Annotated in this window: 21 protein-coding genes and 3 pseudogenes; 10 read left to right on the top strand and 14 right to left on the bottom strand. The window is 60.6% G+C overall.

Going from position 1 to position 24,502, the window contains the following annotated elements; translation table 11 throughout:
- The first annotated feature begins 330 nt into the window (after positions 1-330).
- From CXY73_RS04280 to CXY73_RS04250, 6 genes are all read left to right on the top strand, one after another.
- The gene (locus CXY73_RS04280; protein WP_104176940.1) at positions 331-1,107 is read left to right on the top strand and encodes an electron transfer flavoprotein subunit beta/FixA family protein; all 777 of its coding nucleotides are present in this window, start codon (positions 331-333) and stop codon (positions 1,105-1,107) included.
- A 14-nt stretch (positions 1,108-1,121) separates the two neighbouring features.
- Complete coding sequence (locus tag CXY73_RS04275) at positions 1,122-2,114, top strand: electron transfer flavoprotein subunit alpha/FixB family protein (protein WP_104176939.1); 993 nt, start codon at positions 1,122-1,124, stop codon at positions 2,112-2,114.
- Positions 2,115-2,148: 34 nt separating this feature from the next.
- The gene (gene tcuA, locus CXY73_RS04270; protein ID WP_104176938.1) at positions 2,149-3,645 is read left to right on the top strand and encodes an FAD-dependent tricarballylate dehydrogenase TcuA; all 1,497 of its coding nucleotides are present in this window, start codon (positions 2,149-2,151) and stop codon (positions 3,643-3,645) included.
- 232 nt (positions 3,646-3,877) lie between these two features.
- Positions 3,878-4,582, top strand: coding sequence for a cytochrome b/b6 domain-containing protein (locus CXY73_RS04265; protein ID WP_369831207.1), 705 nt, complete (start codon positions 3,878-3,880; stop codon positions 4,580-4,582).
- A 505-nt stretch (positions 4,583-5,087) separates the two neighbouring features.
- On the top strand, positions 5,088-6,641 hold the full coding sequence (gene tcuA / locus CXY73_RS04255; protein WP_233198134.1) for an FAD-dependent tricarballylate dehydrogenase TcuA: 1,554 nt from the start codon (positions 5,088-5,090) through the stop codon (positions 6,639-6,641).
- Between the two features lie 61 nt (positions 6,642-6,702).
- A complete protein-coding gene (locus CXY73_RS04250; RefSeq protein WP_104176935.1) occupies positions 6,703-7,389 on the top strand; it encodes a GntR family transcriptional regulator in 687 nt (228 codons plus the stop codon).
- Here the strand turns inward: CXY73_RS04250 and CXY73_RS21410 are convergent.
- From CXY73_RS21410 to CXY73_RS04220, 9 genes and pseudogenes are all read right to left on the bottom strand, one after another.
- The gene (locus CXY73_RS21410) at positions 7,386-7,568 is read right to left on the bottom strand and encodes a hypothetical protein (RefSeq protein ID WP_146071617.1); all 183 of its coding nucleotides are present in this window, start codon (positions 7,566-7,568) and stop codon (positions 7,386-7,388) included. The two genes, CXY73_RS04250 and CXY73_RS21410, sit on opposite strands and share 4 nt — an antisense overlap.
- A 113-nt stretch (positions 7,569-7,681) precedes the next feature.
- Positions 7,682-8,095, bottom strand: coding sequence for a DUF4913 domain-containing protein (locus CXY73_RS04245; protein ID WP_233198133.1), 414 nt, complete (start codon positions 8,093-8,095; stop codon positions 7,682-7,684).
- Positions 8,092-9,909 (bottom strand): type IV secretory system conjugative DNA transfer family protein, encoded by a 1,818-nt coding sequence (locus tag CXY73_RS04240; RefSeq protein WP_104176934.1) that lies wholly within the window; start codon positions 9,907-9,909, stop codon positions 8,092-8,094. Before CXY73_RS04240 ends, CXY73_RS04245 begins: the two co-directional genes overlap by 4 nt.
- Positions 9,906-11,576: an ATP/GTP-binding protein gene (locus CXY73_RS04235; RefSeq protein WP_233198132.1), complete on the bottom strand. Its 1,671-nt coding sequence runs from the start codon at positions 11,574-11,576 to the stop codon at positions 9,906-9,908. Before CXY73_RS04235 ends, CXY73_RS04240 begins: the two co-directional genes overlap by 4 nt.
- Positions 11,576-13,075, bottom strand: a complete 1,500-nt coding sequence (locus CXY73_RS04230) for an SCO6880 family protein (protein ID WP_199185285.1) — start codon at positions 13,073-13,075, stop codon at positions 11,576-11,578. The genes CXY73_RS04235 and CXY73_RS04230 overlap by 1 nt, the downstream gene beginning before the upstream one ends.
- Before the next feature lie 14 nt (positions 13,076-13,089).
- The gene (locus CXY73_RS04225) at positions 13,090-14,676 is read right to left on the bottom strand and encodes a hypothetical protein (protein ID WP_233198131.1); all 1,587 of its coding nucleotides are present in this window, start codon (positions 14,674-14,676) and stop codon (positions 13,090-13,092) included.
- Positions 14,669-14,869, bottom strand: coding sequence for a hypothetical protein (locus CXY73_RS21405; RefSeq protein WP_146071616.1), 201 nt, complete (start codon positions 14,867-14,869; stop codon positions 14,669-14,671). The genes CXY73_RS04225 and CXY73_RS21405 overlap by 8 nt, the downstream gene beginning before the upstream one ends.
- A gap of 13 nt (positions 14,870-14,882) precedes the next feature.
- Positions 14,883-15,138, bottom strand: a pseudogene (locus CXY73_RS22590) (protoheme IX farnesyltransferase); the annotation flags it as partial.
- A 106-nt stretch (positions 15,139-15,244) separates the two neighbouring features.
- Positions 15,245-16,521 (bottom strand): annotated as a pseudogene (locus CXY73_RS04220) (MFS transporter); the annotation flags it as partial.
- Positions 16,522-17,092: 571 nt separating this feature from the next.
- Between CXY73_RS04220 and CXY73_RS04215 the strand changes: the two are divergent.
- From CXY73_RS04215 to CXY73_RS22240, 3 genes are all read left to right on the top strand, one after another.
- Positions 17,093-17,524: a hypothetical protein gene (locus CXY73_RS04215; protein ID WP_104176931.1), complete on the top strand. Its 432-nt coding sequence runs from the start codon at positions 17,093-17,095 to the stop codon at positions 17,522-17,524.
- 159 nt (positions 17,525-17,683) lie between these two features.
- A complete protein-coding gene (locus CXY73_RS22245) occupies positions 17,684-18,250 on the top strand; it encodes a hypothetical protein (RefSeq protein ID WP_199185284.1) in 567 nt (188 codons plus the stop codon).
- Positions 18,251-18,312: 62 nt separating this feature from the next.
- Positions 18,313-18,939, top strand: coding sequence for a hypothetical protein (locus CXY73_RS22240; protein WP_199185283.1), 627 nt, complete (start codon positions 18,313-18,315; stop codon positions 18,937-18,939).
- Between the two features lie 82 nt (positions 18,940-19,021).
- On the opposite strand, the gene CXY73_RS04205 is transcribed toward CXY73_RS22240, so the two are convergent.
- The 4 genes from CXY73_RS04205 to CXY73_RS04190 form a co-directional block, all read right to left on the bottom strand.
- Positions 19,022-20,485: a hypothetical protein gene (locus tag CXY73_RS04205; RefSeq protein WP_146071615.1), complete on the bottom strand. Its 1,464-nt coding sequence runs from the start codon at positions 20,483-20,485 to the stop codon at positions 19,022-19,024.
- 110 nt (positions 20,486-20,595) lie between these two features.
- Positions 20,596-21,219 carry a hypothetical protein gene (locus tag CXY73_RS04200; protein ID WP_146072691.1) on the bottom strand — a complete coding sequence of 208 codons (624 nt, stop codon included), beginning with the start codon at positions 21,217-21,219 and terminating at the stop codon, positions 20,596-20,598.
- A gap of 463 nt (positions 21,220-21,682) precedes the next feature.
- Complete coding sequence (locus CXY73_RS04195; RefSeq protein WP_104176929.1) at positions 21,683-22,042, bottom strand: hypothetical protein; 360 nt, start codon at positions 22,040-22,042, stop codon at positions 21,683-21,685.
- A 605-nt stretch (positions 22,043-22,647) separates the two neighbouring features.
- Entirely contained in the window at positions 22,648-23,040 is a 393-nt protein-coding gene (locus CXY73_RS04190; protein WP_104176928.1) for a hypothetical protein, read from the bottom strand.
- A gap of 352 nt (positions 23,041-23,392) precedes the next feature.
- Here CXY73_RS04190 and CXY73_RS04185 point away from each other — a divergent pair, with 352 nt between their 5' ends.
- Complete coding sequence (locus CXY73_RS04185) at positions 23,393-23,809, top strand: hypothetical protein (protein ID WP_104176927.1); 417 nt, start codon at positions 23,393-23,395, stop codon at positions 23,807-23,809.
- A gap of 144 nt (positions 23,810-23,953) precedes the next feature.
- Here CXY73_RS04185 and CXY73_RS04180 read toward each other — a convergent pair.
- Positions 23,954-24,432: pseudogene (locus CXY73_RS04180) on the bottom strand (IS30 family transposase); the annotation flags it as partial.
- Positions 24,433-24,502: the final 70 nt, after the last annotated feature.

Raw genomic sequence — 24,502 nt, 5'->3', positions numbered from 1 at the left:
TATGCCAGTGTATACAATGAAATTCACATGGTCGAGGAAACTTCGGTGCAGACATCTTCTAGTTCATCCGCGCAAGCAGCAGGTGCCGCGAATAGCAGCGTGGATGCCATCCGGCGGAATCAGCTACAACACGGGGTCTCCAAGGACGTCAATCAGCTTGCAAAGTTCGCTAATACGAAGAGTCAGTTCCTGGCCGAGTACCGCAGATACTTCAATGCGACTGCCACCCGCGTTTCTCCTCGATCAGCAGTCCAACCAAAATTACCGCGCACGCAACCTGTAGGAAAGTGTGTGGATAATTCAATTTTCGCTGGAAGCTTGGAGCAGTAGATGAACGTAGTCGTACTAATAAAGCAGGTTCCTGATACCTATGGTGAGCGCAAACTCAGCCCGGAGGGGAGGCTGGATCGGGACGTGTCCGACGTGATCATCGATGAGATCAACGAACGGGCGGTAGAAATTGCATTACAGCTCCAGGAGGACGTAGGTGGCGAGGTCACAGTGGTGACCATGGGGCCTAAAAGCGCGGTTGACACAATACGCAAGGCACTCGCGATGGGAGCGAATAAAGCGATCCACATCGTCGACGACGGGTTGGCCGGCTCAGACGCCCTCCAAACCTCCGGGGCAATCGCAGCAGCGCTCAAAACTATAGAGTTCGATTTGGTCATTGCTGGCAACGAGTCGACCGATGGAAGGTCCTCCGCAGTTCCGGCGATGCTCTCCGAGCGGCTAAAAGTTTCGCTGTTAACCAACTTGGTGACCTTGTCCGTTGCACAAGGCTCCGTAGCCGGCACCCGCTCCGTTGAGAACGGCACCATGGAGGTCCGCGCGAGTCTTCCTGCCGTGGTCTCAGTTGCTGAAAAGATCGCGGATCCACGTTTCCCGAAACTCAAAGGCGTGTTGGCCGCACGAAGGAAGCCCATTACCACTCTGTCAATCTCGGACCTCGGCCTTTTCCCCTTAGAAGCCGGAGGCGAGAACTCATGGACACAGGTTAATGACGTCATCGCTCAGCCAGCTCGTACCAGCGGCACGGTCATCACGGATGACGGCACAGCCGGGACCCAGCTCGCAGGCTTCTTGGCCGCGGCCAAACTGATTTAGCAAGTAGGAGAGACATGGGAAAGATTCTGGTTTTGGCCGAGCACGACCAGCACGCGTTGAAGGACGTCACTCGGGAGTTACTCGCCGCTGCGGCGCGCATAGGAGAGCCGGTCGCGGTCGTTGTCGGGCTTCCCGGCACCGGTGACGCGCTTCTCGCGGAGCTTGGCGCGGCAGGGGCGAAGACGGCGTATGTAGCCGAAACGGAGCATGCCGAGGACGTTCTCGCCACGCCGGCCGTGTTGGCGTTGGAAACGGTAGCGAACACTGTCGACGACATTGCAGGAATCCTGATTGCCTCAAGTGTTGATGGCAAGGACGTCGCGGCGCGACTGAGCGTGCGTCTGAACACCGGTCTAATCGCCGATGCTGTTAACGTCGAAGAAAGTGACGGCACCGTTATGGCGACCCAGCAGGTCCTTGGTGGGACCTACTCGGTGAAGTCGACGGTCCGAGGCATTCCGATAATCACCATAAGGCCCGGGACTATCGAGGTCACCCAGCCCACTTCCGCTCAGCCAAGCAAGATCACTATCGATATCGTTGTGGACCCGGTGGGATCCGGCCAGGTCGTTGCCAGGGACGAAGACGAAATCGCCTCCAGTGGGCGACCAGACTTGCGTACCGCCGACATTATTGTGTCAGGCGGCCGCGGCATCGGGTCAAAGGAAAACTTCGCCATTATCGAGCAATTGGCGGATGCGTTAGGCGCGGCAGTGGGAGCGTCACGAGCTGCTGTCGACGCCGGCTATATCGAACACAAGGCTCAAGTTGGCCAAACTGGGGCAACAGTCTCACCCCGGCTGTATGTTGCCGTCGGGATCTCTGGAGCAATCCAGCATTTGGCTGGGATGCAGAGCGCGAAAACTATTGTCGCCATTAATAAGGACGCAAACGCTCCTATATTCCAATTCGCTGATTTTGGCATAGTCGGCGACCTTTTTGAGATCGTTCCGCAACTAATCAAGGCGGTTAACGCGCGACGCAGTGATGAACTGATCAACATTTAGATATCGCGCAACTTATTTTCTAGAGGAGTATCACATGGAAAGTTCATATGACGTTGTCATCGTGGGTGGGGGCAATGCCGCGTTGTGTGCGGCCTTGTCGGCGCGCGAAACCGGCGCTCGAGTATTGGTCCTGGAACGTGCTCCAGAGAAAGAACGTGGCGGCAACTCGACGTTTACCGCCGGCGCCATGCGGTTCGCCTACGACGGCGTTGAAGAGATCCTCGAATTGGTGCCGGATCTGACGGAGCAGGAGCGCGCCACCACGGATTTTGGCTCATACACCGCGGAGCAGTTCTATGGCGACCTCGAGCGGATCACCCAAATGCGTACCGATCCCGAACTCGCCGACATCCTCGTTTCGAACAGCTTCGAGACGTTGAAGTGGATGCGTTCAAAAGGGGTGCGGTTCCTGCCGATTTACGGTCGGCAGGCGTTCGAGGTTGATGGGAAGTTCACGTTCTGGGGCGGCCTCACCCTGGAGGCCAATGGCGGCGGTCCGGGTCTGGTGGACTCGCTGACCCAGGGAGCGCAGAATGCAGGAATCGAAATCGTGTATTCGTCCCGGGCGATGTCTCTGATCACAGATGAGGCTCGAGTCACTGGCGTTCGCGTGCGTAAGGATGGTGTGACCCATAAGGTCATGGCGGCGTCGGTTGTTCTTGCTGCTGGCGGATTCCAATCGAATGTCGAGTGGCGCACCCGGTACCTCGGCCCTAATTGGGAGATGGCTAAGGTGCGCGGTACCCGGTTCAACACCGGTGACGGTATTCAGATGGCGCTAGACGCAAATGCCATGGCGTGGGGCAATTGGTCTGGATGTCATGCTGTCGGGTGGGACTTCAACGCCCCCGCATACGGCGACCTCGCGGTCGGCGATGGTTTCCAGAAGCACAGCTACCCGTTCGGGATCATGGTCAATGCCGACGGTGAACGCTTTGTCGACGAGGGTGCGGATTTCCGCAACTACACGTACGCGAAGTACGGACGCGAAGTGCTAGCACAACCCGGTCAGTTCGCCTGGCAGATCTTCGACAGCAAGATCACTCATTTGCTGAGAGATGAATATCGGATTAAGCAGGTAACCAAGGTCACCGCGAACTCACTCGAGCAACTCGCCGGCAAACTCGAGGGTGTCGACCCAGCGAGGTTCCTTCAGACGGTCGACGAGTACAACGCTGCTATTAAGAAAGAAGTGCCGTTCAATCCCAATGTGAAAGACGGACGCGGCACGGTCGGCCTCGATGTCCCCAAGTCAAACTGGGCTAACATCCTCGACGATGGCCCGTTCGAGGCATACATGATTACCTGTGGCGTTACGTTTACTTTCGGTGGCGTCAAGATCAACGCCGATGCGCAGGTGATTGACAATGAGGGCGATCCGATTCCAGGCCTGTATGCCTGTGGCGAGATGGTTGGCGGGATCTTCTACTTCAACTACCCGGGCGGCTCCGGCCTCACCAACGGTTCCGTGTTCGGGCGTATCGCCGGCGCATCTGCGGGCAGTACCGCTGTTGGCACGCCCGCCGCATAACGGTGCTGGGGTCGGAAGAGAGACGCAAATTAATAAGAACAAGAGCACGTGGTACAAGCTGCTCTGGATGGTTCCTGCCGGGTTGGTCCTGTTAGCACTGATGGTGCTGCTAGCGAGATTCCTTCGCGAGTTGCCTGCGATGCAGTCCCTTATGCAGCGGTACCCAGGCACCTCGGAGCTACCAGGCAATGCCCCCATCGGATTTCCGAGGTGGTTAGGCTGGCAGCATTTTTTGAACTTTTTCTTCCTTCTCCTTATTATTCGCTCAGGTTGGGCGATCCACGCCGGCAGTGCTCGAGGGTTCTGGACCCCTCGTGCACGCCTGGCTAGAGGCCCTTTCCCGGCAAGAGAGCAAGGGGAACGGCTCAGTTTGGGGATTTGGTGGCACGTTAGTCTTGACGCGCTATGGCTCGTAAATGGCGTCGTATTTTTTGTCCTGCTTTTTGCCACCGGCCAGTGGATGCGCCTGGTTCCGTTGCACTGGGACGTCTTCCCAAACGCGATATCGGTGGCGATTCAGTACGCCTCATTGGAGTGGCCACTGGAGAATGGTTGGGTCAACTACAACGGTCTGCAGTTGATCGCCTATTTCGTTACCGTTTTCATCGCGGCCCCGCTGGCGGTGATCACCGGTCTGAGGACGTTCCCTACTGGACTCAGGATTAATAGATTCCCGATCAGCGTTCCAGCCGCTCGCAAGCTTCACTTCTATGTAATGGTCTGGTTTGTGGCATTCACTTTCGTCCACCTGGTGCTGGTCTTCGCGACCGGCGCACTCAACAACCTCAACCACATGTATGCCGGAAGAAACGATGACAACTGGGTCGGGTTCTGGATCTTCGCCGTGTCAATGGTCGTCGCGATTGTCGGTTGGATAGCGGTGACGCCATTTACGATCCGGTTTCTCGCCTCGTTGAGCGGCAAGGTCACGCGATAGGTCCTGTGATGAAGCTTCGTTAGTCAATGGTTGCAACGCTTCGAACACCCACCTCGACGCCTTGTTTCGTACGGACCGGTTCACCGTCCACCCCGGTGAGACGTCAGTGACGGTCAGGGTGAAACAGAATTCCTCGGACGCGTTGCCGCCCTCATGACCGACCAGTTCAATCTCCACAAACCCGGCACGGCGTCATCTCAATCCGCCCATCTCCGGATCGGGACCTGTGATTTCAACAGCGTCCCCGGCTTCGTATGCGAGCGCCCCCACTCCGGGGCCAGCCGGCGCCCGCAACACCGCCCAACACTTCACCAACGCCGTCGTCACGGCGGGCCCATACATGCGGGCCGCCTCGGCCTCGGTTTCACGATCTTCAGCGTCACAGCGTGCCGCTGCGTCATTGTCAGCTCCATAAAAACGGCGTAACGCAGATCTGCCATCAATTCAGAAACCACGCCGCAAAGTGGAGGTTTTTATGAGTCAACGCGGGTTCTTGAGTTTCTGTATGCCAGTGTATACAATTGAGGTCGACATGGTCGAGGAGGCTTTGGTGCAGACATCTTCTAGTTCATTCGCGGAGGCGACAGGTGCCGCAAATAGCACCGTGGACGTCATCGTCGTCGGTGGCGGCAACGCCGGATTTACCGCAGCCCATGCGGCCGCGGTGCGCGGCCGATCGGTCGTGCTCCTCGAAAAGGGCGCGCGGGACATGGCCGGCGGGAATAGCTACTACACGGCTGGGGCGACGCGCTTCAGCCACAACGGCATGGATGATCTTCGCGATTGGGTCGACCCGGATGACCGCCACGCCCTCACCGACGTTCCGCCGTATCCCGCTGAGGAATATGCTGCGGACTTGTGCAAGGTGACCAATGGCAAGAACGATCCCGAGCTGACCCGCGTACTCGTTGAGGAGAGCCAGGCCACCGTGCGCTGGCTGAACCAACTCGGCCTGAGGTACAGGATGATGTACGAGCGCCAGGCCTACTCGCGCCCCGACGGTAGCTACCTGTTTTGGGGTGGGCTTCACGTGGGTAACACCGGCGGCGGCGAGGGTCTGATGAAAGACCACACCAGGGTCGCCGGCGAGTTGGGAATTGACGTTCGCTACGGTCACACGGTGACCGGCCTGACCAGCGAGAACGAGCGCGTGGTGGGTGTCTCGTTCACCACCGCCGAGGGGGAGTCCGGTCAGCTGCGTGCGGAGTCGGTAGTGCTGGCCGCCGGTGGATTCGAATCCAATCCGGAGCTTTGTGAAAAATACCTGGGCCAGGGGTGGGCGAACGCAAAGGTGCGGGGCACCCCGTACAACGACGGTTCGGTCCTCATGGCTGCACTCGAACTCGGTGCCGTGCCAGGCGGGGACTGGAACACCTGCCACAGCGTCCAGTGGGATGCGTTCTCCGATTGCAACGAAAGCAATCGCGAACTCACGAACCGGCTGACCCGTGGCGGCTATCCGCTCGGCATCATCGTCAACAGGGCGGGTGAGCGCTTCCTTGACGAAGGGGCAGATTTCCGCAACTACACGTATGCGAAGTACGGCAAAGAGATCCTCAAACAGACCGGTTCGATCGCCTACCAGGTGTTCGACGCCCCGCAGCGGGCCTTGCTCCGCAGCGAGGAATACGACATGCCGGGCATCTCGGTCGAAACAGCCGATTCGATCGAGGAACTCGCACAGAAGATTGGCATCGACGCGTCCGCACTGGGCGGAACGATTCGGGAATTCAACGACTCCATCGACGAGAGCATTTCGTGGGATCCGACCTTGAAAGACGGACGAGTCGCACACGTTGAACCACCCAAGAGCAACTGGGCGGCTCCGCTTCGCACCGGACCGTTCTACGCGTTCGCGGTCACCTGCGGCATTACCTTCACGTTCGGCGGGCTGAAATCCGACACCTACGGCCGGGTTCTGCACGAGGGCGGGGAGTACATTGCTGGGCTGTATGTGTGCGGCGAAATGCTCGGTGGTCTCTTCAGCGAAAACTACCCGGGTGGAAGTGGACTGGCCGCCGGCATGGTGTTCGGACGCAGGGCCGGGACCTTGGCCTAGAGTTGGAACTCCCGTCTTCAGGGCTACCTGGGGTCGTCGCTACCAGTGTGAGGACAGCGCTTTGTCTGGATTGACTGATTCGTCTGAGCGCGTCGGGGGTGAGACCATCTTCGTGGTCCTCCGGCACGAAATCCTCACCGGTGTGCATCCTCCAGGTACACCACTTCGCGAGGTCGGCTTGTCGGAACGATTCGGCGTTTCGAGGACACCGGTTCGCGAGGCGCTGCGTCGGCTGCAACACGAACGCCTGCTTGAACGCGCCGACCGTGGACTGCGGGTGCCCCGTATCGATCCGCAAGAGGTGATCCAAATCTATGACCTACGGGTCATGCTGGAAGAGGATGCCGCGGGTCAGGCAGCGCAGAGCCGGGGCGCAGCGGATCAGCTGCGCCTCGGGGCCCTCATGGAACGGGACCTCGGTTTGATCACTCCCGACGACCAGACCCGGGTGAGGTGCAACCTTGAGTTTCATGCGGCGGTGTGGTCAGCCGCCCACAACCGGGTGCTCGAAGACCTGCTCGAGCGACTGTCCACCCATTCGATCCACGCTCCGCATTCGACGCTGATTGTCGCTCATCGGTGGGAAAATGCCCTGGATGAGCATGCGGCTCTCGCCCAGGCAATCGGCGAGCGACGGATAGAGGACGCCAGAGGCATTGCCCGCCAGCACATGGAGACAGCGCGCACGCTGCGCCTCCAACTCCTGCGCGAAGCCGCGGTCGCGGGGCTGCTGCCAGCGGCCGACTAAGCGAATCTCTGGGGTGCGTGCAGGCGTCGCTGCTTGCGTGGCATGGCGATCACGGCGACGACGGTGACCGTTGCAGTGATCAGCACTTCCATAAACACGCTAGTGGAGGCTGCTTCGACGGTTACCGGCACCTGTCCGCGGCTCGGCGGCCACCGTTTGTGCGAAAACGAATCCCACACGGAGCAACCCGCCGATGATGAAAGCACCGATGCTCTGCAGTGACGCCCACGCCCAGGCCTGTCCGCTTCGAGCACAGCGAGAATGAGCAGGCTCGACGCTGCGGTGGTCGCGTTCAGTTCTCTCGCATGTCGCGGAAGAGTCCTTCTGGTGGTGCTGTGTAGGGCAGTGGTTCGCCGGGTTTGTTTGTGTCTTCTGATTTTGCGAAGGGTCCTTCTGTGCTGAGGAGGATGGGCATGTGGTGGTCGGCGTGTTCGATCCACCAGGTGCTTGATCCGGTGGCGGCGTCGAGTCTGAGGTGTTCCCAGGCGCGCCAGAGGGCGTCGATGCGGGCGAGGGCTTCGGGGTAGTTCCACCAGTTTGCGGCCCATCGGAAGCTGGCGTTGCCGGGGCCGACGCGGCGGGAGTACATGTGGCGGAGTCGGTCGCGCATGAACTCGTCCGACGAGCCGTAGAACAGCTGCGGCACGGCCTCCTCGGTCGCTTCTATTTCGTCGTCGTCGTCGCGGAGTGCGTCGAACTCGCTCACAGGTCGTCCTCCTGTTTTGGAGCTGCGTTCAACCAGGCGTGCGTGTCGCCGGCCGGTGTGATCGGTGTTGGGTGGTCGTCGCCCTGCGTCGTGCGGCTTGGGTCGTGTGCGGCGATGGATGCGCGCACAGCGTCTGCCTGTGGGCTGCGCATCCACGGCACTGTTTCGATCAGTGTTGCGGGTGCGCCGGAGGCGAACACGACGGCGCGGCCGCGGGGTAGTGCTCCAAGGTCGGCGACGTCCAGGGTGCGTTCGCGTTGTACTTGGTGAGATGTTGACCGGTTTCCTCGGCCGACACTGGTCGAGGTCGTGTGTTTGCCGTAGTCGCCGACCATTTGGGAGAGCTCGTTTAGGAATTCTGGTTCTTTGACGCCGCCGCCGTAGACGGCGATGTTGGAGGCTGACCAGAGTTTGCGCATTCCATCGCGTCCCCAGACTTCGACGCCTTGTGACCAGGATTGCAGGATGGTCATGAGGACGATTCCTCGTGAGCCGTAGTGGGAGTACAGGTCGGGGAGGCCGTGCCAGCGGCACACGTTTGCTGCTTCGTCCAGAACGCCGAGCAACGGAACGGCGAGACGTCCGCCGGGCTGGGTTGTGGCCAGTTCTTCTGCCGCTTCGACGGTGGCTGCGGTGAGAGCGGTGACGAGGGGGCCGGCGGTTCCTTTGCCTTCTTTGGAGAGGCTGTAGAGGGTGTCGCGGCTGCGTACGAAGGCGTGTGGGTCGAACTGTGGCCGGGAGTCCCCGGTCATGTTGCCGCCTAGGGGGGTCACCCACTGCCCGATCGCGCGGACCTTCAAGCATGACGCCATCTGTGCGGCCGTCCCATAGACGCTGTCGCGACGTCGCGGTTCGCCGTTCACTTGGCCGTCGACGGCGTCGGCCATCTGGTCGTATCCGTGAGCGCGCAGAATGTCGACGGGAGCTTCATCGCCGGGGGTTGTGGTCCAGGTGAAGACCTTGGTGATGGGTAGGCCGGCTACGGCGGCGGCGAGGAGGAAGCCGGCGAGGAGGTCTTGGCCGGCGTTGTCGAAGTACGGGTCGGCGCGAGAGTCGCCGGCGCGAGAACCGGTAGCGAAGTGCTCGGCGAGCTTGGCGGCCTTCACGTCGTCGGTAACGTAGCTGAGTGGGTTCCACCACCAGGTTGGTTCCTCAAGAGCGATGCGTTGCGGGTCGAACGCCCAGATGCGGCCGCCGCCGGCGGCTCGCACATCACGCGTGGCGTCCAGAACGTCTCGTTTGTTCGACGTGGTGAGGACGGCGCCGGGGGCGGACAGGATCGCTGGGATTGCACGGCTGGTGGATTTTCCGGTGCGTGGCCCCCAGATATCGACGTGCATATCTTCGGCAGAGCCGTAGAGCTTGTGCCTTCCGGCAACGGTGATGCCGATCGGGACGCCGAGCCAGTCGGTGACGCCGAGACGATGCGCGGTGGCCTTCGCGCCCGTGGCCGACAGCGCGCGAAGATCGCGCCCCTTGCCCATATAAGTTGCAGCTCCGTCGACGTTGCTTCGACGCCGCCGAGCACGCGAGACCGATACGGCGACGAGAATGCTTAGGACGAGGACCGCGACGAGTGTGGCCGCGAGGATCCACGTCCCGGAGGCCGGCCAGATTACGGAGCCTCCCAGCACGCCGAAAAACAGCCCGAACGGGTCACCGGTCAGGTCGGGGTTGACCCCGTCCAGGTGTGAGCCCCACGTCACGGCCACCCACACAGCGCCTAGGGTTACGGCGACGAGCGCGAGGCAGACGATCAGCATGATCGTCTGCGCATCGAGGCCGTTCTGGTTTCGCCTATTCGATGCACTCATGCCGCACTGTCCTCTTCGGCCATTGTGCGGTCGGCGTCGATGTCATGCCGGGCGTCGTCGGCGTTGCCCTGTCCACTGATGGGGTTGGACTCGTCGGGTTCGGGGAACGAGGATGCGGGGTGCCAGAGTTTGTTGGTGTCGTTGATGGCGCGTTCTGATTCGATCAGTTCGACCTTGACGGGGATGCCGGGGTGGCCGCCGACTTTGATGAGGAATTTGCCCCGGCCGGGAGGGTCGGATTCGCGCCCCAACCCGGTGTCCCAGGTGCCGGGATCTTGCCAGGACGTGAGCAGTTCCTGTTCGGCGCGCGAGAGTGGGACGGCGCTGGTGAGCATGGGCATTTCCGCGCCCGGTAGACCGCCGGCGATCACCATGCCAGACCGTTCGACGAATCCGCGTGCTTTCATCCGGTCGGACTCGCTCGGCAGGGAGAGGAGGTCGCTCATCGTGTGTGAAATCATTGCCAGGCCCACACCGCGTTGACGGTTGAGCCGGGTGAGGGCGTCGACCCGGTCGACCATGCCCGCACCCGCGCGCAGTGCCCGCCAGAGCTCGTCGAGGACGACGAGGTAGTGGCGGCGTGGTTCGAGGCCGGCGTCAGCGAGAGCGTTGGCGATGTTCACGGTGCCAAAGCCGGCCGACCAGCAGGCCAGGAGAATTGCGGCTTGCATGTCGGTGTCGGAGTCATCGATCGAGGACACGTCGTAGACAACGGGTCGGTCCCTCATCATGGGAACGTCGGTGGGATGGGCAAAGGTTTCGCCCAAACGTCCACCCGAGGTGAGGCTGATGAGTGAGGCCTCCAGTTCCTCCGTGATCTTCTTATATCGCTCAAGGTCGCCGCGGTCCAGGGCTACCGCGCGTACTTCTGCGGGTGCTTCCTGAATCACGCGCAGTAAGTCGCCCAGCACGGGAACTCCCCCATTGCGGTCGTCGAGGACGGTGAGGGCGCGGTCGATGATGGCTTCCTCGCGAGCAGAGGGTGGGTCTTTGCGCAGGATCGTCAATAGGGCGGACACCATCGTTTGCCGGCGTCCGTGAGCGTCGGCGAGCACCATGTGCCGTTCCTTCTCTTTACCGGCGAGGCGTAGCCGTTCGGCGGCGGCGGTGGCTTCGCCGGGATCGAGAATGTTGAGATGCCCGCGGCCACGGCCGAGGGTGATGACTTGCCCGCCGAGGGCACGGATCATGTCGACGTAGTCGGGTTTCAGATCGCCCAAAACCAGCGGCAGGTTTCCGAATCCTGCGCCGCCGGCGGCCATCCTTCGGATGAGCGTTGACTTGCCCAGGCCCGGCAGGCCGAGCACAAACACGGAGGGGTTTGAGATGAGGCCGGCGTCTTGGAACCAGGAAATGGGGTCGGCGCAGACGGTCGCCCCGGTGAAGAGCTGGAGTCCGATGGGTACGCCGATCATCGGGGTTCCTGTTCCGACGGAGAAGGGGTGCATGCCGCACACTTGCACGGTCGTTCCGCGCCACTCATCGGCCGGCTGGATGACGCTGGCCTCACCCCGACCACGCCCCAACCAGCCCCGGGGACCGGGACGACGGATAGCGGGTTTCTTCTCCTTGTCTGCCTTCGTCTGCTTGGCCCGGGCCAGCTCGCGTGGCTTCGACGTGAGTTTCGAATTCGCAGCCTTGCGCCGGGTGGAATCAATGGCGGGCATTAGAGCTGCTCCCTAACCTCAGACGGAATCCGCACATGCTTCGGCAGGACCAGACCGAGCGGAAGGGCGGCCGCAAACGCGGAATCCTGAGAACCGTGCACGATACGAAGGCGCAGCCGGGCGGTAGCGGAGAGGTTGTCGATTGCGGCCTTCGCGTCGGCCTCGTGGGCGGCATCGGTCACCGTGGCGGTGACGAGCATCCCGAAATTGACCAGACCAGCGCCCGAGGCTTCCTCCTGCGCCGTAGCGAGAGCGGCCCGTGTCGCGGTCATGCTCCGTGCTGTGGGCTTGTTCGAGGACTGCACATTGAACGTCGAGGCGCGCACGTCTGCCTCGACGATCGCCGCAGCCTTGGCCGCATCAATCGGCCGGTAGAGCAGTGTGACGCGTTTTCGCGCGACGTAGCGGTGTGGCGCCAGCAGGCGGGCCAGGATGCTTGAGGGGACGTTGCCGCGCGGGGCGCCGCTCATCATCCACGTCACCGACAGAGCCGAATCGTGCCGGTAGGTGTCCCAGTTCGCCTGATGTGCTGTGGGGCCGACCTCGGGCCAATAGAGCTCGGGCGGCTCACCGGCCGCGTTCGCGTCGTCGATGAGTCGTGCTGCAGCGGGGTCGTAGGCGACGCGGATGACTTCGCAGAGTTCTTGTGCGCTCAGGGGGCGTGTTGCTCCCGCGCCGGTCGAGGAGAGGCTTTGCGTGAGGCCGGGCAGGCGCGAGGCCAGCTCGCGGCCCATTTCATGGGGGGTGCGCTTCTTCCCTCCGACGCGGGCAGCGGCGTTGAAGGTGATGGCGACATAGGCCTTGATGGTCGCGGAACCGGCCGGGTACTGCCGCACCAGGTCGTGGAGGATGCTTTTGGCAAATTCTGGGGCGGCTGGATCAATCCGACTGTTCACTTCGCGGCGGAGCCGCGTGCCCGTGTCGGGAGCTGTTTCAATCGTCACGGATACGGCCTCGATGCCGGGTTCGTCGCCGAGGCTGGCGAGCCACATGCCCCACTCGGCAACCCACACGTCGACCTGTTCGCGGTCGACGAGCGCTGCGCCGTCGGGCTCCGTCGCGATGACGACGGTGTAATCCGACGTCGTGGGGATCTGCAGCAAGGCGAACGGACGGTTGTAGCTATCGCGCCACTCCGTCAGCCGTGAGCCCGCGGCCAGGCCCGGCAGTTGCGCCGTGCCCCACTCTGCCCGGCCGAGCGGCCCCGACCGGTAGAGATGCGTCCCCGTACTCTTAGTCACCATCCACCCAACCCGTGTGGTGGCCCGCATCAGCAGGCTCTGACCATGCTTGTCTTTGACTGCGACTGTCAGAAGGAACACCCCGAAAACGAACGCCGTGACGACGCCGTTCAGAATGTTTGAGGCCATCGTCACGATGACGCTGAAACCGGCCCCAACGAATAGGATCGCCGTGCCGATTGACCCCAAGCCTAGAAGACCGGCGGTCTTGGGTTTCGTCCAATTGCCGTAGCTGCGCGGTGCGCTATGCGTTGTCATCGAGAACCTCCTATTTAGGAACCGCTAGGTCCGGTTGAGTCATCGGCCGCCGACTGCACGGCACTCTTCGCAGCGACAGCGGCGCCCTGGGCGGCGGTGCCCGCCATCTGTGCGCCCATCACAATGGGCGCGGCAGGCCCGGCCGCAGCTGCCGCGGCACCGCCACCGCTGGCTGCCCCGGCTCCTGCCCCAGATGCAGAGCTGCTCCCCGCGCCAGAAAGCGTCGGAGTGGGAGCCGAGGGCTTGCCGCCGCCGGGCGTGCTTGAACCGGTCGGAGCATCGCTGCTACCGCCGCCGCCGTTACCGCTGCTGGTGGGGGTCGATGACGAGCTGCTCATTCGTTTGATTGCTCCGCTGGCGAGGTCGCCGCCGATCGCGCCTGCTGCGCCAGCCATGGCCATGCCCGCGGTGCCGCCGCCGGCGACAGCACCTGTCATGGGAGCGACGAATTTGAGGAGAGCGGGCAAAGCGATCAGGGCCATGAGCATCAGCGCGAGCCCGGTGAGGATTGTCCAAATACCTCCGCCGTCATCTTGGAAAGCGTCCGTGCCGGTGAGGCTGAACGCCGCTGCATAGATAAGCGCCGCGGCGGGCTTGTAGAGAATGAAGGCGATCGTCCAGCCGATCACCTTCCCGAACCACTGCTTACCCATTTGCGTGTTCGTGAAGCTTGCCGTCAGCGGCAACACGCCGGCCAGGATGACCAGCAGTCCACCGCGAACGACCATGAGTGCAACCTGGACGTAGGTCATCAGAAGAGCGATCGAGCCCAGAATGAGGACCCCGATAAGTCCAATCGGTGAGCTGGCGGTAATGGCGACCATCGCCGCAACGTTCGTCCCGAAGCAGTTGGATTCTCCGGCCGCTGACACATCACAGTCCGTAGCTCCGTTGAGGATCCAGATCGAGAACGCATCGGCAGCAGTCGTCGCGAGGGTAATAATTGCAAGCCCAGTACCCGAAACCACAATGAGGGTAATCAGTGACTGGATGAGATCCTTGCCCGGCTGTGCACGCTGTTCCCACGCCATTCGAATCCCGCCGATGATCACGGAGAGGATCGCCAGGCCACCGACGTAGTACCAGAGCGAGTTCTGCAAGAACCCGACGGTCGTCGATGATCCCCCGGGCGCATTCGCACCCAACAGCCCACCGACGAGCGCGGACGCACCCGAGATGAGCAAGGTCGCTATGAAAATGACCCTGAGGGTGCCCACATGACGAAAACCCTCACCACGCCGGATCCGAAGAGCGATGGTCGCGCCGAGAGCGATGATCGACAACACTGCAAGCGTGAGACCGATGTACGTTACGTACCCGAGGATCGTTGAGAACTCTGCTGAGCCAGGGCTATTCGTGGGGAGCCTCGTCGTGCCGTCACCAGCGGTAAGAACGGGGGTTGGCACGGCGACCCACATCGTCCCAACACTCGCCAAAGCCTTCCCGAAACCTTCCAGAACGCTGTTGGCCAACTCCTGAACGGCATCGTTCGACGCATTCGCAACGAAGTCGCCCATGCCCTGTTGGGCGCATTCAGCGGCGTGGAGAATGGCGTTGGCCGGGTTTGAGCAATCAATATCCGTCGCGGCCAAGCTAGACACCCGCCCAAGGAATGTAGCCGCCAAGATTGGACAACGGGCCCGGCGCGATAGGTGCCCCAGTTTCCGTTATGACGACCTTCCAATCGCCATCTTCCCAACGGACCACTGTCGGATAGCTCACGAGGGAACCGCCCTCTGACGTAATCGTGTACGCAACGTCGATGGTGGCCTCGGCGGCTGAATAGCTGTTCACCTTGACAAATTCCGAGCTCGCCCGTGGCTAGGGGGCGCCCCTGAGCGCGGAGCATCACCCGGTCGATGCCGCGGTCGATGTAACAGTTGCGCTCGACGCCTCGCCCACGAGCGTCGCGAGCACGAGCCTAAGGCTCGGAACACTGTTCTCAGCGAGGACATCGTCGGAATGGTAATCAGAAGAAGCGACTCAATTGACCGAGGTTTCGTCAGGGCAATGTATGCGTTCAGGCTGCTGCGGATGCTCCGCGGTCCGCTCCAAATGGGGATTTCTACGACAACGTCTATAACTCTTCTGACACTGTAAGTCACGCCAGTTCTGGATCACGCTTGTGACAGCGCCCGATGTGGGCGCCTGGCTGGCGTCGATACTGTTTCAGTCCTCGAGGGCTTCGCCCTGTTTCTCGGGGAGTCCGAAAGCGCCGAGGGCCGCAACCACGAAGAACAGGGCAAATACCGCGAACAGGAGGCCGGTCCCGCCCGTCTCGCGCAGCATCGGCACGGCCAGCGGCGCCAGGATTGCGGCGATCCGTCCGATGCCGGCCGCCCATCCGGCCCCGGTGGCTCGGATGCGTGTGGGGTAGAGCTCGGGGGAACGGTATACAGCGCTCCCCATGCGCCGAGGTTGAAGAAAGAAAGCAGCATGCCGGCACCGATCACCCGGGTGGCGTCTCCGGCGCCGCCGAAAAGCGCCGCCGAGAGTGCCGAGCCGATGAGGAACACGGCGAGAGTCCGGCGCCGCCCCCACCGTTCGATCAGGTACGCCGAGGCAGCGTATCCCGGCAGTTGAGCCACGGTGATGATGAACGTGTACGCGAAGGAGCGAACAAGGGAGAATCCCGACGCGACCAGGATGGTCGGAAGCCAGATAAAGGCGCCGTAGTAGGAGAAGTTCACGCAGAACCAAACCAGCCATAACGCACCGGTTCGGCGACGCAGGCCAGGCGACCACAGCGCGATGAGGCGCGTTTTGGCCGCGGGAATGGTCGGTCCTGGACTCATCGCCGCAGGCAGTGCCAAATCATCGGGTGTAGCGGTGACTCCGGCGGACTTTTCGAAGCGTCGAACGGTCGACTCCGCGTCCTGGGAACGGCCACGCGACTCGAGGTAGCGAACCGACTCCGGCAGCCGCAGCCGCATGACCACCGCGTACACGGACGGAGCCGCTCCAATAGCCAGCGCCCAGCGCCAACCGTCGGTTGAAGACGGTACAACGAGAAACCCGATCACGGCGGAAAGAGTCCAGCCGATGGCCCAGAACGATTCGAGGAAGACGATGATTCGGCCACGAATTCGTGGCCGCGCGAACTCGCTCACGAGCGTCGAGGCGACCGGAAGCTCACCACCGAGACCGAACCCCACGACGAATCGCCAGGCAATGAGTATGGCCACGAACCCGGGTAATGCCGACGCTCCCGTCGCGAGTCCGTAGACGAGCAAGGTGAGCGCGAAAACCTGACGTCGACCGATGCGGTCGGCCAGCAAGCCGCCGAGGACGGCGCCAATGGCCATGCCGATGAACCCGGCTGATGCGATCCAGGACAGTTCCGCGTCTGTGGTATTCCATTGCACCGCCAACTGGGCAAGGACGAAGGAGATGAGTCCAACGTCCATCGCATCCAGGGCCCAGCCCAGGCCGGAACCCACGAGTACTCATGTTGATCGTTCCAGAGCCGTCCGGGATGGACTCCGCTCGAGCCTTATCCTGGCCGTCTATCTCCGCGGAACCGCTGGAGCGTGCGAAACCGGGCGCACGAACTTCACTTGGTGCGTAGTCGTCCATTCGTCAACGATGCGCCTCGCGTTTGTCTCCTTCACAGCGGCGGCCGGAAGAGAACCGTGCGCGACAGCACGACGTGCACAGTCAGATTCTGGGAATCACTCGTCAGACAGTCCCATGATCTACGCGTCACCAAAGGTCGTTGGACCAGAATCGTGGCCACGTCGCTGTTGACCGAGACGTGGGCCAGCGCGTCGCTCGAGAGCAAACATCCTCGAAGACTGTTCGGCGCCGTACGCTTTCCGAGTCATCGAGGATGTTTTCGTGGTGCGCCACCCTGTTGCGGAAGTCTCGAAAAGCGGCCAAAGCGTCATTGAGCCGACCTCGGTCGACATCCGCTGGTGATGCCTTGTGCAGGTAACGCGCCCATTTTTTCGCATCTCGGAACCTAACTTCTCCACGGTACGGTTGGCGGGATAGCCAGGGATTGGGTAGCCTTCATTAATGGTAATTCAAACCGTCGCGGGGAATAATGCAACGAAACCAGCCGTCATATGGTTGCTTATAGTCTGTCTTTTCCTTAGCCTGACCATTGCCAGCGGACTTCTAATCGCGACGATGCCTCTTCAGACATCGGATTTTTCTGCCTACTTCGGATTCTTTATCCGGTGGGCTTCCTACGGGCTAATTTTCTGGGTAGTGGCGGTCTCAGGAGGACTCCTTGCGCTATTTGCTGCCAAGAGCCTGAATGTCGGCGAGCAAAGGCGTCGTGCATCGTTTGCATCGGGAATTGCAGCCTCGACTCTGCTTGTCGATTTTGCTTTCTTGGCCTTGGGGTTGACGATTGTGCCTGTAGCAGCCGCTGGGGTCATGCTCGCTGCGGTCGTCGCCGGAGCAGGCTATCTCGCTTTCCGCGAACAGACTTTGAACGCATAGCACTGAGGTAGTAAGAGGCACGAGACCGAAGTTACGAGTGTCCTGAGCCCCGGCCTCCCTGTCGTTACAGGGAGTAGAGCTCTTTCGCCTGTGCATTTGCAGCCACTAAACTCCTGGCTGATTAATGATTAGACGTCAGGAATCGCGGTAAAATAGGGCATGACGAAGTCATCGACGGCGATGCATATGGACAAAGTGCGCAGTAAGACCCGGACGACGATTGGGGAGGAACGCGTCTACGAATCGGTTTTCTTGCGCCGTTCCTACCGCGAGGGCGCACCGGTCAAACACACGACGCTGGCGACCTTGGCCGCGCCGCCGGAAAGCGCCATCGAGGTCCTCAAAGCATCGCTGGCGAGCAAGGCCCTCGTCGTGGCTGGGAACGGCCTAGAAATCACCCGGTCCCTCCCGCATGGCCATGCCGCGGCCGTTGCCGCGCAGGCGAAAGAGCTCGGGTCGCCCGCGATGCTCGGCCCGAATTGCCGAGCACAGGACATCGTCCTGGCGTTGATCGTCGCTCGAGTCTGCCAGCCTCGGTCCAAACTCGCCACGACCCGGTGGTGGGCAGACACCACCCTCGCCGAAGACTTTTGCCCCGGTCAGGTCAGCACCGACAAGGTCTACACGGCGATGGACTGGCGCCAGCCGGCAACAAGCACTGGAGAAGAAACTCGCCCGAAAACACCTGACCTTGGAGGCGGACCCGGACCGGTTGGCGCTGTTTAACTTGTCGTCGTCGCGGGTGAACGGGGAACATTGCGAGCCCGCGGCGCGCGGGTACTTCCGGGATGGGAAGAAGGGTCCTCCGCATTGAATACGGCCTGCTCATCGATCGGACCGGGCGTCCGATCGCGATTCGGGTGGTGCTGGGCAAGTCCGCAGACCCGACCGCGTTCGAACAGATTGCGATCGAGATGAAGAGAACATTCGGGGTCACAGACATGGTCGGGGACCGCGGCGTGATTACTTCGGCCCGCATTCTCGCCCGAGTAGAGCGAGACTTCTGCAGTCGGAAGAGCATCGATCTGGACCTGCGTCCCATCCATCACTGGACCGAGAATCGAGTGCGCGTCCACGTACTTCTCTACATGCTCGCCGCCCACCTCGTCTGGCACCTTCGCCGGGCCTGGGAGTCGCTGACCTTCACCGGCGAAAACTGGTCCACCCCCACCGATCCCGTCGCTCCAGCGCTGTGCTCCACGACCGTTCACGCGAAGGCGTCGACTCGAACCACCGGCAGCGGCGAGCCCGCGCAGCGATTCACCAGTCTGCTCCGCCACCTCGCGACCTCACCCGCAACCGCATGCACATCAGCTGCCACGACGCCAACATCGGCTTTGAGCTGGTCGCCACACCGACCCCGATCCGGCGCCGCGCTTTCGACCTCATCGGCCAACCCATCCCCACCACGCTGAAGTAGCCAAAACAACAGATCAACCCCAACCAAAAACCGAGATCAAGCTAAATAAACATGTCGACAGACCACGTAACTTCGGGCTAGAAGGCGATGGCCAGCCTGCCCGTTTGCTTGCCCTCCAAGGACAAGACCGTTGCGAACATCATTGCCAGCAGGTTTGAGTGCTCATCGCCTGCGTTGATCGCCCAAAGAGAGCCAGTGGAGAATGTCTGCAGACTTTCGGCACGCTCGTCCTGGTTCGCGCCCGTGAAAGTGTGAGCTATAGCTGTCGCTACGATGTCCGGCCCGTCCGACTCTTGGAGGAAGCCAAAATCAGAGCCTGTGCTGTAGTCCTCAAATACTGACAGATCAGTATCCGTCCTTGAATATTCGCCGGCAGCCACAGCAAGAATACTCTGGGTCTCGGCTCGCATTTCGACAGCAAGGTCTTCTAACATGCCGTTGCAGATGCTTTCTATTTCCTGCAAAGAACGAGCAGCGTTGGCAGCTTCAACTACGCAAAGTTGGGCCGCTCCCTTCGTCGTACCGTGGGTGCTCTTTACTTGCTCTGTCCAGGCCTCAGTCTGAGCATCGGATAGTCCCATTTCCCCTCCGCACGCCGCAAAAATGATCGCTGCATGAAACGTCGACGCGAGGGTCGGCTGTGAAACAACATCTAACCACCCCCCTGGAATAAGCTGACGCTGGGCAAAATAGTGTGCCGATTCAGCCGGTATCAATCCTAATTTGATCGCGTAGAAGTGAGCTTGTGGTTCGTAGCTCGTGCCGGTTTTAGACAAGTTCCCGGAAGCACTGACGTCAATGGCTAGTCCTGATAGAAAGGTTTGGGGTACGGCAGCGCTTGTGAGTCCAAGCAGTTCGGCTGATAAGTGCAGGTAGTACAAGGACCGCAGTCCAACTATGCCCGAGCCCAAACTAAGTGCAGTGGTGTTCCATTGTTCGTAAATCTCTGCAAATTTGTGATTCGCGGCGCCGCTCAGCCGGTCACCCAGGGAAGCTACATACAGGAGAGGAATTCCGTCTCGAAGTATCACCTCGTCGGAAGGGTCTGACTCATCCAAGTGCAATGTCCGCGCGCGTGCCGACTCGATTACCGCTTTTGGAAGTTCGTGTTCGGCCTCAGCGTAAGCCTCCGCAACGACGGGAGTCATATCGATGCTCTCGCCCGCACTATCGAGTTCCGTATAGCGATCGCTCTCGAACCATTCAAAGAAGGTTGAATCGGAGATGGGGAGCTTAGAATCAAGTGCAGCGAGCGCGCGGACGCTTAGCGCACGGTTCGTTAGCCGCGACAGTTGGTCGCCTTCGACGGCGCGGGACTCGTTCAGGTTCAATTCAAACTGTGAGGTCAGCCCAAGTGAATTGAGTTGTTCTCTTCCAGAGGATGTCGCGCTAACAATCAGCGTGTTCCACGCTGACTCATACAAGGAAAAATTGCCTTCGAAACCAGGCACGTCGCCGAAAGTACCGACAGCGCCGACGCGGGATGGATCACTTAATGCTCCCACGTAAGGCGACACGGTTTTACACGTTTTCTCGAGCATGCTTAGCTTTTGCGGAGGTGACGCGCAGCCAGACAAGCAGATCAGCGTAAGGGAAAGCAGGAGGGCGAGTCCGAAGACCCGCCCTCTCTGAATGGTGCGTTCACTCATCCCTAGTCAACGTAGTCATTGAAAAAGGATGATCCAAACTGGAAGCTTGTATTTGCTTCTTGATTCACTGTGAACAGCGTCCCGCTAAACGTTAGATTCGAGTAGTAGTGACGATTTTCTCGCGTGTTGCTCACGGTATTATTTATCGTGACGGACTGGCCGGTAATGCTGACGTTTGCACCGGGGTAGCTTGCCGTTACGCCTACGCCGGTGGACCAAAACGTATCAGTCAACTTAATCGACGTCGCTGTCCAGGGGCTGGTCCCGTGCCAGATCCCGTACGACTGTCCATTGAGAACGGCAGCGGTTATCAACGAGCCGCCAAAGTCTACGTTGCTTGCAAATCCAGTCGTAATGTCGTTTGCGATACCGCCAGGGGGCGTTATGTTTTCCTGCGAGTACCCGCTCAGCGTGCCATCCATCACTACTGTTGCATTTGTCGAGGAATCGTCCTCCTTGCTGGATGACCCATTGACCTGGATCGAGGTGTTATTTGAGGTGGGAAGTAATTCCTGTGGCATAGGTTGGTCGTAAGAGGGGCTATCGGCGAAGGCGGGCGATGCGCCAAGACAAAGCAAACCCGCGATAGATAGAGCGGAAACGGATACAGAAAGACGCTTTTTCATTTGAATCCCCATTAGTTTATTGGCTCGAGATGACCTTTGTCTCTTTTTAAACGTATCAACACAACCCCCCCCTAGGTCAAGTCAATGTCGAGGCCACGGAGCCTCGTATGGGGAATGTAAACGCGCTGTGGCGATGCTCGCCGGGGCGACCACTGCGCTACACGTATTCGATCCATATCGATATTTGTCCAGGACCTACTTCGCGGCTGACGGCATTTTTTACCACGTCCATCGAGAAGCCGGCCAAAGAAATATAAGCCGGTATGAAGCACCGAGTGACCCAGCGCTCTGCGAGAACATCCGAGCGCGTATAGCGGACTGCGCCCGTGTGGTGCATTGCTGAACGTTCTAATAGGCGGAGCGATGTTCTCTTACTCGCTCTCACTGTGCCAGAGACAGCGATGCGGTTCACCAAACTGGCCCGTAGACCGAACCGGCTGCTGATCAGTTCGTGTCGCCCTGGCTAGTTTGTGGATCGCGCCCAGGGGCTCACGCTGTCCAGTTGGACGTTGACGACGCTGGGTCCAGCGAGGAGAGTACCGACAGCCGTGAAGTCTTGCTGAGGGAGGATGCTGTCGGTCGGATCGATGCCATTGAACTGTCGAACGTTGACCCGTCCCGAGTTTGTGGACGAGAAAACGACTGGTTGCTCAGCGCCCGCATACAAATGGGCGTCGTAGCCGCCGGTCTGCGGCAATGGGGGAAGCGCCGAAATTGGTGACACGGTAATGGACCATTCACCCGCGCCGGCCTCAATACCTATCCAGCCGGCCGGGCCAGCGGTGGGGTCCAAACCGTAGGCCACGCTGGCAGAATCACCCATGTAATCCGTCGTTCCGGCTTCGTGGAAGGTGCCGTCCTCCCCATAAACCTGCGCATAGGAGTCCTCATTAACCCAGTGGCCGGGTGCCCACGTGATCGTGTAGAAGCCAGCTTTAGCGTCGTCGGGAAAGATAATATCATCAGCTCCACTACCGGTATCGGTGAAAGCCGTAAACGTCCCGAATGTCTCGTCCGCCCACGCCTGCGCATATTCCTGCGCAGTGGGTTCATCCGTTTGGGTGGGGGTCGACGAAACAGTCGCTGATGAATCAGGTACAACGGGTTGCTCTGCTTGACAAGATAACAGCCGATGCGGTCGCTGCGGCTAATGCGAACGTCACACGTTTCATAGAATCTCCTTGGTTTTTATCGTCTACTCCGCGTTGAGATGACGTCGTCGGGCTGCGCGTGGGCGACCCACCGGTTCACGTTGAGTTTTGCACTGCCCGAGCTCGTTGGACAATTCGGCAGTTGCGGTCGTGTGTGCGCGGTCTATGCGTGAGCCGCGGCCCTGATGCAGGCTCTTCGACTTGCGCCATGACCTGTGGCTGTGGCTGCGGTCCGAACGAACAGAGAGGCCCGCAGAAGCAACTTCTCGCGGGACGCTTAGCCGCGAAGGCCTTGGCGTCCCACTGCGGCCAAGGAGCGCGTGCGCGCATTTCCGATGGCGATGAGGAGTCCGCCCACGGATGCAACGGCGGCACAGACGAGGAATGTGATCGTGGTGGTCCAGACAGGGCCGGCCATCACAAAACCTTGCCCGTCTGCACGCTGCCAGTTACAGGCTCGCCCCAACGTCCACCAGGAGAAAGATCCATGCACCCGCACGGCTTCCGACGCGACCGCGAAAGGGGCGGACACCCGCCATGGTCCTTCAACGAGGCACTTGTAGTCGAGTCCGCCGTACGTGGCGGATAGCCAAGCCAACGCGACTACGCAAAGTGCAGCGATAACACCGACCACGATCAGAGAAATACCGATAGACCGCGTCAGTGCCATCCTGCTCTTCATCCTGCGCTGACTCTATTGCAATTTCTGCCCGCCTTCGCTTTGTCATGCATCCGCAAGAGGAAGGGTTAGCGGGATTTACGCGATCGAAGAGCCACCCGACCGACAGGCACAACGACCAAACCTCCGGCGCAGAGGAGCACAAGCCAGTTGCCAGTACCCAGGCCCACCCACAGACCGACCCCGAGAATCACCACACTGTAAACGATCCCGAAAATCCACATCCTGCGTCGCGATAAGCTGATCTGAGCCGATGACATGCCTTCAGGCTATCTAAATGAAAGCAACAAGCGAATACCCGCATGCCGAACCCTTTGCGGACGTCCGGCGATAGGGTGGTTGCATGATGGGCCTGTGGGAAAGCATCATGCGCGTAGGCGCAACAACATGGTTTGCGATTGCGGTTCTGCTGACAGTCGTTGGATACTTTGGCGGCGAGGATGCCCTATGGTCTGTCCTCTGGTTGATCCTCCATGCGGTGATCTTGTTCGGCGTGTGGCGCGGCAGTCGGACCGCATGGGCGATATTAGTGGGCGTCAGCGTGGCCCTGGCTGTAACGCTGGCGGTTGTCGGCATCGGAATGCAGTTCGGGTCCGGATTCATCATGAACATCTATTGGTGGGGGCCCATGGCCCACGGCGCAGCGCTGCTGTGTCTCGTCGCTTTTCGAGCAAGTAGGCGGCGAGCAGTCACAGCCAGGCCTCAAGCGATCCATGACTCTCCGTCTGAACTTGAACGGACGCAGCACGCCGCTCTTTGAATGCTCGCGTTAGATTCAATGGCTCGGCCGGGATGGATGGGGCCTTCGTGCGGTCGCAGGATCAGTGGGCCTAGTCCGGTTCACGGCCGGTGAGCGCCGTCACCCGATGATCCTGGAGGGCAGTCCGCAAGGCGAACGGCGGATTCAACCGGTCGTTGCAACGATGGGTTTTTCTGGCTCTGGTAATAGTCGTTGCATGGCTTGAGCGGGTGTGATGCCGCCGAGTGTTTTGCGGGGTCGATTGTTGAGTTCGGTAGCGACTTCGAGTAGCCGCTCGGGCGAATGGATGGATAAGTCGGTGCCTTTGGGGAAATATTGGCGGAGCAGACCGTTGGTGTTCTCGTTGGTGCCCCGCTGCCACGGTGAATGTGGATCACAGAAGTAGATAGCTATTGTGGTGGCCATCGTGATCTGCCGGTGCTGGGCTAGCTCGGTGCCCTGATCCCACGTCAGAGTCTTAACCAAGTGCTCGGGGAGACTTTTAATTGCGGCCATCAGCCCCTCGCGAACCGTGGTCGCGCCGGGTCACCGGGGAGGTGGACCAGCATCGTGAACCGTGTCCGACGCTCCACCAACGTAGCGATCGCCGACCGGCAGTGTGACCCTAAGATCAGGTCTCCTTCCTTACGTTGTTGTGGTGGGTGATTTCGGGACTGTCGTAGTGTGTCGATCACCCTCGGGTGGCGGGTATGG

This window comes from Cryobacterium sp. Y50 (genome assembly GCF_002929805.1).
Classification (GTDB): Bacteria; Actinomycetota; Actinomycetes; order Actinomycetales; family Microbacteriaceae; genus Cryobacterium.
Note: the sequence above shows the minus strand (reverse complement) of the source record. Positions and strands in the feature narration are given on the sequence as shown.